Source organism: Nocardia sp. NPDC055165, assembly GCF_053606985.1.
In genome coordinates this window covers 1-13,842 of sequence record NZ_JBSGSS010000004.1, presented here as the reverse complement: position 1 = coordinate 13,842, position 13,842 = coordinate 1, and the positions used below count along the sequence as shown (strand labels likewise).

Below are 13,842 nucleotides of genomic sequence, written 5' to 3'. Positions count from 1 at the left end.
GGGCTGTAGCTGCCTACACTGGGCCGGTGCTGCTCTCCGATCGTGACATCAGGGCCGAGATCGCCGCTGGGCGTCTCGGTGTCGAACCGATGCTCGAGTCGATGGTTCAGCCGTCGAGCATCGACGTGCGCCTCGACGGGTTGTTCCGGGTGTTCGACAACAGCCGCTACACCCATATCGATCCGGCGCAGCAGCAGGACGAGCTGACCAGCCTGGTCGAGCCGAAGCCGGGTGAGCCGTTCGTGCTGCATCCGGGGGAGTTCGTGCTCGGGTCCACGCTCGAGGTGTGCTCGTTGCCCGACGATCTGGCGGGGCGGCTGGAGGGCAAGTCGAGTCTGGGGCGGCTCGGGCTGCTCACGCATTCGACGGCGGGGTTCATCGATCCGGGGTTCAGCGGGCACATCACCCTGGAGCTGTCGAATGTGGCGAATCTGCCGATCACGCTGTGGCCGGGGATGAAGATCGGGCAGCTGTGCCTGATCCGGCTGTCCAGCCCGGCCGAGCACCCGTACGGCAGCGCCAAGGCCGGGTCGAAGTATCAGGGTCAGCGGGGGCCGACGCCGTCGCGGTCGTACCTCAACTTTCCTCTCTCGCCGGATTCCCTGAGCGCGGTCGAGACCCGCTGAGGGCCCGCCGCCACGGCGATGCTCAGCACCAGCGACAGCGCGGGCAGGGTGTCGCCGCCCCCGGACGGCGGCCGCACCCAGTGACAGCCCTCGCGACTCCAGCGGCCCAGGTTGGTCGGCAGCATCACGGCGCTGCCGGTGCCGGGGATATCGATATCGAGCCCCGCGAGCTCGGCGGCCTCTTCCTCGGAGGGCCGGGCGTCGGGTACGGCGAGCACGCTCCAGCGGATCTGACGCGCCAGCACCGGACCCTCACAGCGTTGCTCGCGCAGCGCCATGAGCACCTTCTCGGCGCGTGTGGTCGGTAGATGCACCACGCACAGCCGGTCGGTGATCGGCAGCATCACAAAGCCGCCGCGCTCGCGGACGGGCAGCCGGAATTCACGCTGGTAACACCGCACCCAGTCGTCGACAGTTCTGGCTTCCACGCTTCCAGAATCGCGCACGCACGTGCGCGTGACCACTGCCCCGCACCGCCCTTTCACTGCCTCTGGCAACCGATTCCACGAACTTGTGGCGTGTCTCACTGTCACGCTCGTACTCTGGGGGGAGTTGTCCGTCGGATGAGGTGACGCCGTGGTCGGGGAGTGGACAGGGAGAGAGGCCAGAGCTCTTCGCGATGCCAAACGAATGAGCATCCGGGAGTTCGCGGCTCATCTCGGTGTGCACGAACGATTGGTGTCGAAGTGGGAGGCGGGCGGGGTGCGGGTTCGCCCGCGTCCGGTGAATCAGGCCGCGCTGGATACGTCACTGGCCCGATCCGATGATGTTGTGCGCGCACGATTCTCGACCCTGCTGGCGCCCGCGGGTGATGCCGACCTGCTCGCGTTCGTCGATGCGGGAACTGTCAAAGGTGCTGTGCCCGAGGTGTTGTCGGAGAGGGAGTTGATCATGGCGGCTGCGCACGAGGCCAGCGAACACGCGGCCGCCGCGGAGGGCACCAATGTGGGGGCCACGACGCTGGCCCAGCTCGACGCTGACGTGCGGCGCATCGCCAACGAATACGTCCACGCCGCACCGGCACCGATGATGGTGGAGATGCTGCGGGTGCGCAGGCGGGTGTATCGACTACTCGACGGGCAGCAGAAGCCGGTCGACACCAGCCACCTATATCTGCTGGCGGGGACACTGTCCGGGCTGCTGGCCAACGCGAGCACCGACCTCGGCTACCTCGACGCCGCGGGCGAACAGATCAGAGCCGCTTGGGCTTACGCGGAACTGAGCGGGCACAACGGGTTGCGCGCCTGGACGCGCGGCATGCACGCGCTGATCGAGAACTGGTCCGACCGGCCGCGCAACGCCGTCCAATTAGCGCGCAGCGGGCAGGAATTCGCCGGGCCGGGACTGGGGCGGGTGCGGCTGCTCAATATCGAGGCGAGGGTGTGGGCGCGGCTCGGCAGTGATGCCGAGACCGACCGGTGCCTGCGCGCGGCCGAGGTGGCGGCCGGTGACCGCCGCGACGAACTGCACGACGAGATCGGCGGGGTGTTCGGCTTCGGCCCGCCCAAGGCCGCCTACTACGCGGGCGCCACCTGCATCCAGCTCGGCCGCGCCGAACAGGCACTGGCCGCCACCGAACGCGCGATCACCCTCTATTCGAGCGGCCCGCCGCTGCAACGCTCCTACGGCGCCGAATCGCTGGCCCGCGTCGACAACGCGGCCGCCCACCTGATCAACGGCAGCATCGACGGCGCCGCCGACGCCCTGCGCCCGGTCCTCGACCTGCCCGAGGACAAACGCATCGCCCAGCTCGGCGAACGCCTCGTCGGTCTGCGCCGCCGCATCGCCGCCCCGACCTATCGCGACGCGGTGGAAGCGCGCGGCTTGGACGAACGCATCGAAGAATTCTGTGTGGCGACCGCGGCGCTCGGCAGCCACCCCCGACCGTAGCTGATCACGTAACGCCTGGTCACCCACGAACATGGGTAACTCGCCGGGTACGAGCCGGCTGCCCGTCAGCCGTCAACACGCGTCTCACCGGCCCAGGCCCGGCCGATAGCCGCGGGGAGGCGGAAAGAGTTTGCCCCGGATGGCAACATGGACGCGTGAGTCCTCAATCGCCGCATGTGCCCCCGCGCGTTCTCGAGCAGTCGACGAAACTGCAGAACGTGGTCTACGAGATCCGTGGGCCGGTTCACGCACAGGCAGCACGCCTGGAGGCCGAGGGCCACCGCATTCTCAAGCTCAACATCGGCAATCCCGCCCCGTTCGGGTTCGAGGCCCCCGATGTGATCATGCGCGACATCATCGCCGCGCTGCCGTATGCCCAGGGGTATTCCGAGTCCAAGGGGATCCTGTCGGCGCGGCGTGCCATCGTCACCCGGTACGAGCTGGTGCCGGGCTTCCCCGAGCTCGATGTGGACGACGTCTACCTCGGCAACGGGGTGTCCGAGCTGATCACCGTCACCATGCAGGCGCTGCTCGACAACGGCGACGAGGTGCTGATCCCGGCCCCCGATTACCCGCTGTGGACGGCCATGACCAGCCTGGCCGGCGGTACTCCGGTGCACTACCTGTGCGACGAGGAGAACGGCTGGCAGCCCGATATCGCCGATATCGAATCGAAGATCACCGACAAGACCAAGGCCCTGCTGGTGATCAACCCGAACAATCCGACGGGTGCGGTGTACTCGGCGGAGGTGTTGCAGCAGATCGTCGACCTGGCGCGCAAGCACCGGTTGCTGCTGCTGGCCGACGAGATCTACGACAAGATCCTCTACGACGACGCCAAGCACATCTCGCTGGCTTCGCTCGCTCCCGATCTGCTGTGCCTGACGTTCAACGGTCTGTCGAAGGCGTACCGGGTGGCCGGTTACCGCTCGGGCTGGCTCGCGATCACCGGGCCGAAGGACCACGCGGCCGGTTTCCTGGAGGGGATCGACCTGCTCGCGTCCTCGCGGCTGTGCCCGAACGTGCCTGCCCAGCACGCCATTCAGGTGGCGCTCGGCGGCCATCAGAGCATCGACGATCTGATCCTGCCCGGCGGGCGCTTGCTCGAGCAGCGCGATGTGGCGTGGGAGCGGCTCAACATGATCCCCGGGGTGTCGTGCGTGAAGCCGCGTGGCGCGCTGTACGCGTTCCCGCGGTTGGATCCGAACGTGCACGAGATCCACGACGACGGGAAGCTCGTGCTGGATCTGCTGTTGCAGGAGAAGATCCTGATGGTGCAGGGGACCGGCTTCAACTGGCCTGCGAACGACCATCTGCGAATCGTGACGCTGCCGTGGGCGCGGGATCTGGCCGTGGCGATCGAGCGGTTCGGTAATTTCCTGTCCAGTTACCGGCAGTAGAGTTACAGGCGATGCTCACCTGTCACGGCTTTGACCAGTGAGTTTATGGGCTCTGGGCAGGATGGTCATCCTGGTATGCCAGGAAAAACAGACTGTGAGTTCGGAATGTTGGATGTTTTGAAGATCTACTAGTGCAAAAGTCCATCTTTTGTGTACAGTAGACCTCGGCGCTTCGGCGCCCTGGCCCGGTTGTCTACCCCCCCTGGACAACCGAGAGCCTTAGGTACGCGCGCCTACCCCCCTGGGCGCCTGCCTCCGGCGGCGGAGACACCCCCCTGCTCTCCGCCGCCCACAAACCCGCCTCCCCGGGTCCAGGTCAGACCTGGACCCGGGGAGGCTTTTTTGTGCGACCAGGGGTACTGGAGTTGTCCATGTTGTCGCGAGATCTGGTGTTGCGGGCGTGTTATTGAAAACGAGGTCCTTTAAGCTCTGGTCGTGAGCGAGCATCATCACCATCACGACCATTCCGGGCCCATAGCCATCAGTGACACCGCGGCGAAGGTTGTCGTCGGGTTGTTGGCGATTATCGGGGCGGTGGTGTTGGTCGCGACGGTGATTCTGTGGCCGAGCGCGCAGCACGTCGAGATTCCGCTGCCGATGCAGACCATGTCCGGTGGGGCCGTGGAGACCGAGGCCGGAACCGTTGTCATGCAGGACATCGGTCCCTGCGGGAGTCCATCGAACGGCAAGGTGTTCGCCGACAAGCCGGAACCGCCGCGGACCTCCTCCTACACCTGTCAGCGCAGCATCATCGATATCAGGTCGGGACCCGACGAGGGCAAGAAGACGCTGTTCGAGATCGCGCCGGGGCCGGGGCAGCCCGATCTACGGACAGGTGACGACATCCGGGTGGTCCGTGCCGCGGATCCGTCCGGGGTCACCATGTACGCGTTCGAGGACTACTCGCGCGGGCTGCCGCTGACCTTGATCGTGCTCGCCTTCGTCGTGGTGATCTGTGTGGTCGCGCGGTGGCGGGGATTCCGGGCACTGGTCGGGTTGTGTTTCGCGTTCGGTGTGGTGGTGATGTTCCTGTTGCCCGCGTTGCTCGACGGGAAGTCGGCGATCCCGGTCGCGCTGGTGTCGGGGGCGCTGATTCTGTACGTGGTGCTCTACCTCGCCCACGGGGTGAATCTGCGGACAAGTTCGGCATTGCTCGGCACGCTCGCGTCGATGGTGGTGGCGGCCGTGCTGTCCTGGCTGGCGATCGAGGTCACCCATCTCACGGGGCTGTCCGAGGAACAGAACACCAACGTGGCGACCTACATTCAGCACGTGAGCATCACCGGGTTGCTGCTGGCGGGATTCATCATCGGCTCGCTCGGTGTGCTCAACGACGTGACCATCACGCAGGCCTCGGCGGCCTTCGAACTCGCCGCGCTCGATGAAGGAGCGTCGCGGCGCGAGATCTTCACCGCGGCCATGCGAGTCGGGCGCGACCACATCGCCAGTACGGTCTACACGCTCGTGCTCGCCTACGCCGGTGGGGCGCTGCCGTTGCTGCTGTTGTTCAGCATCGCGGGGCGATCGATCACCGATGTGCTGACCGGCGACGCGGTGGCCATCGAGATCACGCGATCGGCGGTGGGCGGTATCGCGTTGGCGTTGTCGGTGCCGTTGACGACCGCGATCGCGGTGATGCTGGCCCGGCCGTTCGGTGCGAAGCAGGCCACTGTGGCGCCCGCGCGGGCCCGGCACGCGCGGAACTGAGACTGTTCGGCGCCGGACCGGCTCGCGGAGCTCGGTTCGGCGAACCGGGAAGCAGGAACGGTTACTGACCGGCAGGCGGGAAGCCGGGCAGGACCACCGGGGGCAGGGTGGGCAGCACCACCGGGGGCAGCCCGGGGACGACGGTGAAGGTGTTGGGACCCTGCGACGGCGGCGCGGCGGTGGTTTCCTCGGCTTGGCGCGGGTTGACCGGTGGCGCGGCAACGGTTTCGTGCTGGGCCTCGGTCGTCGCGACCGAGGCCGTCGTCGGGCCGACGGCGGTGGGGCGCGGCGCGGTGGTGGCGGGGACGGCTTGCGAACCGTCGCTCGACGAACCGCGCTCGAGTACTTCGGGGCCGTAACCGAGGCCGAGGCCGATCGCCGCGACCACCACCAGTGAACTCACCGTGAGCACCGCCACGTTCAGTTCCCGGCGCGAATGCGCGCGGCTGGTGAGTGCGCTGAGCGGGCGACGACCACGGGTCGGCGCGGTGAGCCAGGCGGGGGTGGCGTCGTCGTGGTCGCCCATCGGGATCGGCGCCGGGGCGACGGGTGCCTGCTGGACCTGGGCGGGGCGGGCCAGCAGCGCGGCACCGCGGGCCAGCGCCGTCTCCGGCTCGGCGGGCACGATCACCGGCACGCCGATCGTGCGCTCGAGCACGCGCGCGATCAACGGAATCCTGGCGCCACCGCCGAGCACCAGCACCGCCTGCACCGGATGCTGCGCGCGGATGATGACATCGCGGGTCATCCGGGCCGACGACTCGATCGCCAGCATCATCAGCGCTTCGAAATTCTCCTGCGTGAGCAGCACCAGGCCCTGCTCGCTGGGGAGGGCCACCGCGTTGCTGTTGGACAGCTGCTCCTTGGCGGCCCGGCACAGACCGTCGAGGGCGGCCAGGCCCGCCGGGTCGGCCGGATGCGCGATCCGGCCCGAGGCGATCTGCTGCTCCCTGATCAGCGAATCCAGGTAGTCGCCGCTGATATCGCTGATCCGCTCGCACTGGTACACATCGCTGGTGCGGGCGTTGATCACGCTCACCGTGAGACCCGAACTGCCCAGGTCGTAGACGGCCAGGGTGGACACTTCCCGCATATCGCTGGTGGCATGGGCGAAGTGCACGGCGGCAACGGCTTCGGGAACGAGCTGGTAGTTCGTGAGCTGGCGTCGCGCCATCGCCGCGCGGACCGCCCTGGCCTGCGGTTCGCTGCGGAAGGTGATGGTGGTGGCGGCGATCTCCGGCGACGCGGCCAGCGTGGCGGCGATCGCGTCGGCGGCGGACTCCTCGGCCTGCTGTTCGGGCATCGAGATCGATTGCACCTCGAACGAAGACGGCGGAACGGAATCGTGCGGGCCACCGTGCTGCGGACGAGCGAGGCGCACCGTCCCGGCCCCCACCGATATTCCCAGAACCGAACTCATCCGCTGCCCATCTCGTCCGTGCTGCACGACATGCGAGGGACTGCGATAACGCGGACCGAAATCCGCCCAGCCCCCGCTTGGCTCGTTACTCTACGGGGTGCCGAGTCCGGCGTATACCCACCCGGCCGCACGCCAGGTTGTGCTGTCCAAGCAGTTGCGACCGTCGATGATCGAACGGGACCGTACCACCGGGTCGAGGTCGGCCGGCGTCAAAGCGGTGAATTCGTTCCACTCGGTAAGGACCAGCACCACATCGGCGCGATCGCAGGCCTCCGAGACCGAGGTGGCGTAGTTCAACGTGGGGAAAACCCGGCGCGAATTCTCCACTGCCTTGGGGTCGTACACGGTGACGACGGCGCCGTGCAGCTGGATCATCCCGGCCACGTTCAAGGCGGGCGAATCGCGCACATCATCGGATTCCGGCTTGAAGGCCGCGCCGAGGACCGCCACATTCGCGCCGAGCAGGGAACCCCCACAGGCGCGGGCGGCCATGTCGACGACCTTCGTCCGGCGGCGCATGTTGATGTTGTCGACCTCGCGCAGGAACGCCACGGCGTGATCGGCGCCGAGCTCACCCGAGCGCGCCATGAAGGCGCGGATGTCCTTGGGTAAGCAGCCGCCACCGAAACCGAGTCCGGCATTGAGGAACCGGCGGCCGATGCGGGCGTCGTACCCGAGCGCGTCGGCCAGCATGGTCACGTCGGCGCCGGTGGCCTCACACACCTCCGAGACGGCGTTGATGAACGAGATCTTCGTCGCCAGAAAGGCGTTCGCCGAGACCTTCACCAATTCGGCGGTGGCCAGATCGGTGAGCAGGAAGGGGATCTCGGCGGCGATGAGGTCGGCGTAGATCTCGCGGATGTGCTCCTCCACCCACGCCGAGCGTTCGCGGCCGTGATCCAGTCCGAGGACCAGGCGGTCGGGGCGCAGGGTGTCCTGCACCGCGAAACCCTCGCGCAGGAACTCGGGGTTCCAGGCGACCTCGACGTCGACCTTCGCCTGCTCGCGAGCCCGAATGCCGAGGGCCGCGGCGGTTCCCACCGGAACGGTGGACTTGCCGACGATCATCGCCGGGCGTTCCAGCATCGGGGCGAGCGTATCCACCACCGCGTGCACGTATTTCAGATCGGCGCCGTACTCGCCCTTCTTCTGCGGTGTCCCCACCCCGAGGAAGTGGACGTCGGCATGGGCCGCGGCATCGGAATAATCCGTGGTGAACCGCAAACGACCGGCGGCGAGGTTGCGTTGCAGCACTTCCTCGAGTCCGGGCTCGTAGAACGGCACCACACCATCGGCCAACTTGGCCACCTTGCCGGGATCGATGTCCACCCCGACCACGTCGTGTCCCAACTCGGCCATACACGCTGCATGCGTGGCTCCGAGGTACCCCGTTCCGAAGACTGTGCATCGCATAGTTCTGTTGGTAAGCGGCGCGCGTGGCTACGCCGCGTCAGCGAGGCAAGAGGGGGCGCAACATCTGGTGTACAGGGGGAAACGCGAGCGGAGGTGATCGGCGTGCGGGGCTCTCACCTGCGAAAACGCGATAGCTGCCGGGTGCACGGTTCGAATCGTGGGCCTGCACTCGTGGCGTGCCGCTCGGGTTCGCGGGGATTGGCATAATCGTGCGGGATCGCCTGAATACGCCATCGCGGATGGAGCATTGACTGTGCGTCGGGTCCTGTTCGCCACGGGTGGAGCGCTGGTGGTGGTGCTGATCGCGGTGGTCGCGTTGTGGCCGGTGTACGTGCGCCCGCGCACGGACGACCCGCAGATCGCCGACGCGATTCTCGTTCTCGGTGGGGCGCACGACGGGCGCGAACAACTCGGGCTGCGGCTGGCCGCGCAGGGGTACGCGCCTCGGGTGCTGGTCTCCAACCCCTACGAACGCAGCCCGATGGTGAATCGAATCTGCCACGGGGGCTACAGCTTCGAGGTGATCTGCTTCGATCCGAGTCCGCGCACGACCCTCGGCGAAGGCCGAGAGCTGGCGCGCCTGGGGGCCGGCTGGGACCGCGTCATCGTGGTCACCTTCACCCCGCACATCTCCCGGGCCCGGTACATCCTCGGTGAATGCTGGGATGGCGAGTTGCTGTTCGTCGACCCGGAACCGCGGCTCTCGCCCGCTCGCTGGGCTTGGGACTACGCGTATCAGTCGGCGGGATTCGTGAAGGCTTGGTTCGCCGACTGCTGAACGCGTAAGGCCCCGCTCCGAAGCGGAGCGGGGCCTTACGTGGATAACCTGTGGGGGGTAAGCCCTATCAGTTGGCCGGAGCGAGCTCGGGAGCCGGAGCCGCGACTGCCTTCGGCTTGTCGGCCCACACGGTGGTGCCGTCCGGAGCCTGCAGCACCTGCAGCAGCTCCCAGCCGGTGACGGCCATGGTCGGACCGCCGATGGCGATCATGCCCACGATTCCGCCGACAGCGGCACCGACGGTCAGACCGGGGATGCAACCGACGGGGATGGTGACGACGCAACCGATCAGCGCGCCGACAGCGGTGCCGACGAACGTGCCGATCGCGGTGCCGATGCTGAACTTGCTGGAGAAGTCGTTGATCGCCTTCTGGTTCTCCTGCGCCGACGCGATGTCCTTGAGGACCGGCTTCGGGCTGACCACCTGCTGGCCGATGGCCACGCCGGCGGGCTTTTCCGGAGTGAGCTCCAGAACAGTGGAGTCCTTGACGACCTCGGTCTTGGTCGGGATCTCCGCGCCACCGATCGAGAAGGCGATCGGCAGGGCGATCACGACCGCGCCGCTGGTGTCCTTGATCTCGGCGACCTTGGTCTTGGGTGCTTCGGGGGTCTCGCCGTCCTGCTCGACGATCGAGAAGGTGCCGTTCTTCACGGTGGCGACAACGGTCTTGTCGACCAGCTTGACCGAGTACTTGATGTCCTGCGGCGCCTCTTCGGCATGAGCGGTGCCCATGGCCACGGTCATCGCCCCGATAACCAGTGCGGCAGCCGCAGTGGTCCTACGGAAGTTCATTCAGGTTCCAATCCATCAGGTGTGGTGCGGAGTGCGATCCAGCGACACGCGAGACTCGTCAAGCGAGGCATCTCTATGAGATGTCCCCTACTTCTCCCCGAGCAGTGTGAAGACCGGCACAGCATGCAGAACAGCTGGAGCTTAATGGACCGAATCCCCTGAGGCCAGAACGAATTTCGATGGACTTAGTAAGCCTGACCTTAGCTTCGCCGCAGTTCACGGACGGTTTACGGTGTTCAACAGTCGCTACGGGAACCCCGTAGCAAACATTTTTGTGATATTGCTCACAGGCAAACCACAGGTCAAGTCCCAGTAAACAAGGTCAGACGGCAAATGCCGATCCTACGGTGGACAGCGGTAGTTACTGGCCGGTAACTTAGTGGCGGTTACGATACGAGCAACCGGGTGAGGTCTCCTCGCTCAGACCCTCGTGTTGCCTCGAAAGAAAGGTCGCGACATGAATGCCCTGACTATCACGTTGGGCACGATTGGAGCTGTGCTCAGCCTGTTCTGTTGGGCGTCGTTTATCGGCGGCGCATGGAACATCGGCAAGGCCATCACCATCGGCCAGACGGCCCCCGATCGTTGGCGACCGTTCTTCCCACGGTTCAAGAACATGTTCGTCGAGGTCGCGGCCCACACGCGGATGAACAAGTTCCGCACGGTCGGCTGGGCGCACTGGCTGGTGATGACCGGCTTCATCCTCGGCGCGATCCTGTGGTTCGAGGCCTACGGCCAGACCTTCGACGGCTCGTTCCACTGGCCGATCATCGGCAACTGGGCGATCTACCACCTGGTCGACGAGATCCTCGGCATCGGCACCGTGGTCGGTATCGGCGCGCTGATCATCATCCGTCAGCTGAACCACCCGCGGATTCCCGCGCGCCTGTCGCGGTTCAGCGGCTCCAAGATGGCGCCCGCCTATGTCATCGAGACGATCGTCTTGATGGAGGGCCTCGGCATGATCTTCGTCAAGGCCGGCAAGATCGCCACCTACGGCCACGGCCACGCCTCGACCGACTTCTTCACCATGCAGATCGCCAAGCTGCTGCCCGCGAGCCCGACCATGGTGTCGATCTTCGCGTTCATCAAGCTGATGTCGGGTATGGCCTTCCTGTACCTGGTCGGCCGCAACATCACCTGGGGCGTCGCCTGGCACCGGTTCTCGGCCTTCTTCAACATCTACTTCAAGCGCGAGGCCGACGGCAGCGTCGCCCTCGGCGCGGCCGCGCCGATGATCTCCAACGGCAAGGTTCTCGACATGGAGAACGTCGACCCCGAGGTCGACACCCTGGGTGCGGGCCGCATGGAGGACTTCTCCTGGAAGGGCTGGCTCGACTTCACCACCTGCACCGAGTGCGGTCGCTGCCAGTCGCAGTGCCCCGCCTGGAACACCGGTAAGCCGCTCTCGCCGAAGCTGCTGATCATGTCGCTGCGCGACCACGGTTACGCCGCCGCCCCGTACCTGCTGGCCGGTGGCCGCAAGGACGCCGGTGGCGACGAGGTCGGTCTGGTCGACGCCGACGGCAAGCCCGACGAGGCCGCGCTGGCCAAGATCCCCGAGGCCGCGCGTGCGGAGGCGGATCGTCCGCTGGTCGGTGGCGAGGATGTCCACGGCATCATCGATCCCGAGGTGTTGTGGTCGTGCACGACCTGTGGTGCGTGTGTCGAGCAGTGCCCGGTCGATATCGAGCACGTCGATCACATCATCGATATGCGCCGCTACCAGGTGTTGATCGAGTCGGAGTTCCCCTCCGAGCTCGCGGGTTTGTTCAAGAACCTCGAGAACAAGGGCAACCCGTGGGGGCAGAACTCCAAGGACCGCCTCAACTGGATCAAGGAAGTCGATTTCGACATCCCGGTCTTCGGCAAGGACGCCGACAGCTTCGACGGCTACGAGTACCTGTTCTGGGTCGGGTGCGCCGGTGCCTACGAGGACCGGGCCAAGAAGACCACCAAGGCCGTGGCCGAGCTGCTGGCGACCGCGGGCACGAAGTTCATGGTGCTGGGTGCGGAAGAAACCTGCACCGGTGACTCGGCGCGTCGTGCGGGTAACGAGTTCTTGTTCCAGCAGCTGGCGTTGCAGAACATCGAGGTCATCAACTCGGTGTTCGAGGGTGTCGAGCAGTCCAAGAAGAAGATCGTTGTCACGTGCGCGCATTGCTTCAACACGCTCAACAACGAGTACCCGCAGGTCGGTGGCACTTACGAGGTTGTGCACCATACCCAGTTGCTGAACCGGTTGGTGCGCCAGAAGCAGCTGGTGCCGGTCGCGACGGTCTCGCAGAACATCACCTATCACGACCCGTGCTATCTGGGTCGGCACAACAAGGTCTACGACGCGCCGCGTGAGTTGATGGAGGCCTCGGGGTCGAATCTGATCGAGATGCCGCGCCATGGCGAGCGGTCGATGTGCTGTGGTGCCGGTGGTGCCCGGATGTGGATGGAAGAACAGCTCGGTAAGCGGATCAATGTCGATCGGGTCGATGAGGCGTTGTCGACGAATCCGACGAAGATCGCGACGGGTTGCCCGTTCTGCCGGGTGATGCTCAACGATGGGGTGACCGCGCGTCAGGAGCAGGGTCAGGGCGAGGGTGTCGAGGTTGTCGATGTCTCGCAGTTGATGCTGGACTCGATCACCCGTATCGATTCCGCGGCACTGTCGGCGAACCTGGTCGTCGTCCAGGAGCCCAAGGCCGAACCGGAACCCGAGGTGGAACCGGAGCCGGTGGCCGAGGTCGCGACCGCGACCACCGCCGCGCCGAAGGCCGCTCCCGCCGGTGGCGGCCTGGGTATGAAGGGTGCTGCCAAGGCTCCCGGCGGTGGACTCGGGATGAAGGGCGCTGCCAAGGCGCCGGGTGCCAAGGCATCCGCTGAAGCGCCTGCTGCTCCGGCCGCAGCTGCTCCGGCCAAGGGTCTGGGCATGAAGGGTGGAGCGAAGGCTCCCGGTGGCGGGCTCGGTATGAAGGGTGGCGCCAAGGCCCCTGGTGCCAAGGCTCCTGCGGCTGACGCAGCTCCGGCAGACGCGGCTGCGGCCGCTGAGACCGCGGCCCCTGCGGCTCCGGTCAAGGGGCTGGGGATGAAGGGTGCTGCCAAGGCTCCTGGCGGGCTCGGGATGAAGGGTGGGGTGAAGGCTCCGGGGGCGAAGGCTGCGGCTGCTCCTGCCGCGGAGGCTTCTGCCGCCGAGGCTGCTCCCGCCGAAGCCGCTCCCGCTGCGGCGCCCGCCGCGCCGGTCAAGGGGCTTGGCATGAAGGGCAAGGCTAAGGCGCCTGGTGCCAAGGCGGCAGCTCCCGCTGCTCCGGTAGCTCCGGCAGCTCCGGCAGCGGAGGCGGCTTCCGCTGAAGCGCCTGCTGCTCCTGCGGTTTCGGCTCCTGCCGAATCGAAGCCGTCGGTTCCCGCCAAGGGGCTGGCTATGAAGTCCGGATTGAAGCGTCCGGGGCCGAAGGCGCCCGGTGCTGCGGCTCCGGCTGCTGCGGCTCCGGCTGTGGCTCCGGTTGAGGCGGCTCCGGTTGAGGAGCCGGCTGCGGCCGAAACCGAAACTGCTGCGGCGGAACCGGCTACTCAGGCCGAGCCTTCCAATGGCAGTGGCAATGGCAATGGCAACGGCACCTCGGTGGCGCCGCCGACTGCCAAGCCGGGCGGTCTCGGGTTCAAGTCTGGTGCGAAGTCGCCGGGGCGTAAGAACTGACAGCTGAAGACGAACTATCAGTGAGGCGCGGATTCTTCGGAATCCGCGCCTCACTGGTTTTCTGCGGAGGTACTCGGGTGTGCCGGGTGGGTGGTTCTGTGGACAGTTGTTCGGTAGTCCCAGGACC

The 13,842-nt window shown here is 66.5% G+C and carries 10 protein-coding genes; 6 read left to right on the top strand and 4 right to left on the bottom strand.

What is annotated here, in order from left to right:
- Window positions 1–26 precede the first annotated feature (26 nt).
- Window positions 27–626 (top strand): dCTP deaminase, encoded by a 600-nt coding sequence (gene dcd, locus ACWFRF_RS09445; RefSeq protein WP_067455312.1) that lies wholly within the window; start codon window positions 27–29, stop codon window positions 624–626.
- Here dcd and ACWFRF_RS09440 read toward each other — a convergent pair.
- Window positions 545–1,054 carry a hypothetical protein gene (locus tag ACWFRF_RS09440; protein ID WP_378635220.1) on the bottom strand — a complete coding sequence of 170 codons (510 nt, stop codon included), beginning with the start codon at window positions 1,052–1,054 and terminating at the stop codon, window positions 545–547. The two genes, dcd and ACWFRF_RS09440, sit on opposite strands and share 82 nt — an antisense overlap.
- A gap of 202 nt (window positions 1,055–1,256) precedes the next feature.
- On the opposite strand from ACWFRF_RS09440, the gene ACWFRF_RS09435 reads away from it, so the two are divergent.
- The 3 genes from ACWFRF_RS09435 (at window position 1,257) to ACWFRF_RS09425 (ending at window position 5,623) form a co-directional block, all read left to right on the top strand.
- Window positions 1,257–2,516: a helix-turn-helix domain-containing protein gene (locus ACWFRF_RS09435; RefSeq protein WP_378996910.1), complete on the top strand. Its 1,260-nt coding sequence runs from the start codon at window positions 1,257–1,259 to the stop codon at window positions 2,514–2,516.
- A 155-nt stretch (window positions 2,517–2,671) separates the two neighbouring features.
- On the top strand, window positions 2,672–3,916 hold the full coding sequence (locus ACWFRF_RS09430; protein WP_378996913.1) for a pyridoxal phosphate-dependent aminotransferase: 1,245 nt from the start codon (window positions 2,672–2,674) through the stop codon (window positions 3,914–3,916).
- Window positions 3,917–4,351: 435 nt separating this feature from the next.
- Window positions 4,352–5,623 carry a YibE/F family protein gene (locus ACWFRF_RS09425; protein WP_378996915.1) on the top strand — a complete coding sequence of 424 codons (1,272 nt, stop codon included), beginning with the start codon at window positions 4,352–4,354 and terminating at the stop codon, window positions 5,621–5,623.
- A gap of 61 nt (window positions 5,624–5,684) precedes the next feature.
- Here ACWFRF_RS09425 and ACWFRF_RS09420 read toward each other — a convergent pair whose 3' ends face one another.
- Both ACWFRF_RS09420 and ACWFRF_RS09415 read right to left on the bottom strand, forming a co-directional pair.
- Window positions 5,685–7,043 carry an Hsp70 family protein gene (locus ACWFRF_RS09420; RefSeq protein WP_378996917.1) on the bottom strand — a complete coding sequence of 453 codons (1,359 nt, stop codon included), beginning with the start codon at window positions 7,041–7,043 and terminating at the stop codon, window positions 5,685–5,687.
- A 90-nt stretch (window positions 7,044–7,133) separates the two neighbouring features.
- On the bottom strand, window positions 7,134–8,456 hold the full coding sequence (locus ACWFRF_RS09415) for a UDP-glucose dehydrogenase family protein (protein WP_378996920.1): 1,323 nt from the start codon (window positions 8,454–8,456) through the stop codon (window positions 7,134–7,136).
- A gap of 247 nt (window positions 8,457–8,703) precedes the next feature.
- Between ACWFRF_RS09415 and ACWFRF_RS09410 the strand changes: the two genes are divergently transcribed.
- Window positions 8,704–9,234 carry a YdcF family protein gene (locus ACWFRF_RS09410; RefSeq protein ID WP_449966275.1) on the top strand — a complete coding sequence of 177 codons (531 nt, stop codon included), beginning with the start codon at window positions 8,704–8,706 and terminating at the stop codon, window positions 9,232–9,234.
- 67 nt (window positions 9,235–9,301) lie between these two features.
- Here the strand turns inward: ACWFRF_RS09410 and ACWFRF_RS09405 are convergent, their stop codons facing one another.
- A complete protein-coding gene (locus tag ACWFRF_RS09405) occupies window positions 9,302–10,027 on the bottom strand; it encodes a hypothetical protein (protein ID WP_378996925.1) in 726 nt (241 codons plus the stop codon).
- 457 nt (window positions 10,028–10,484) lie between these two features.
- On the opposite strand from ACWFRF_RS09405, the gene ACWFRF_RS09400 reads away from it, so the two are divergent.
- A complete protein-coding gene (locus ACWFRF_RS09400; protein ID WP_452449513.1) occupies window positions 10,485–13,715 on the top strand; it encodes a (Fe-S)-binding protein in 3,231 nt (1,076 codons plus the stop codon).
- Window positions 13,716–13,842: the final 127 nt, after the last annotated feature.

Bases quoted from the DNA above. Each gene is read 5' to 3' on its own strand.
- ACWFRF_RS09405 (WP_378996925.1), bottom strand. From the start codon at position 10,027: ATGAACTTCCGTAGGACCACTGCGGCTGCCGCACTGGTTATCGGGGCG.
- ACWFRF_RS09400 (WP_452449513.1), top strand. From the start codon at position 10,485: ATGAATGCCCTGACTATCACGTTGGGCACGATTGGAGCTGTGCTCAGC.
- ACWFRF_RS09420 (WP_378996917.1), bottom strand. From the start codon at position 7,043: ATGAGTTCGGTTCTGGGAATATCGGTGGGGGCCGGGACGGTGCGCCTC.
- ACWFRF_RS09415 (WP_378996920.1), bottom strand. From the start codon at position 8,456: ATGCGATGCACAGTCTTCGGAACGGGGTACCTCGGAGCCACGCATGCA.
- ACWFRF_RS09435 (WP_378996910.1), top strand. From the start codon at position 1,257: ATGAGCATCCGGGAGTTCGCGGCTCATCTCGGTGTGCACGAACGATTG.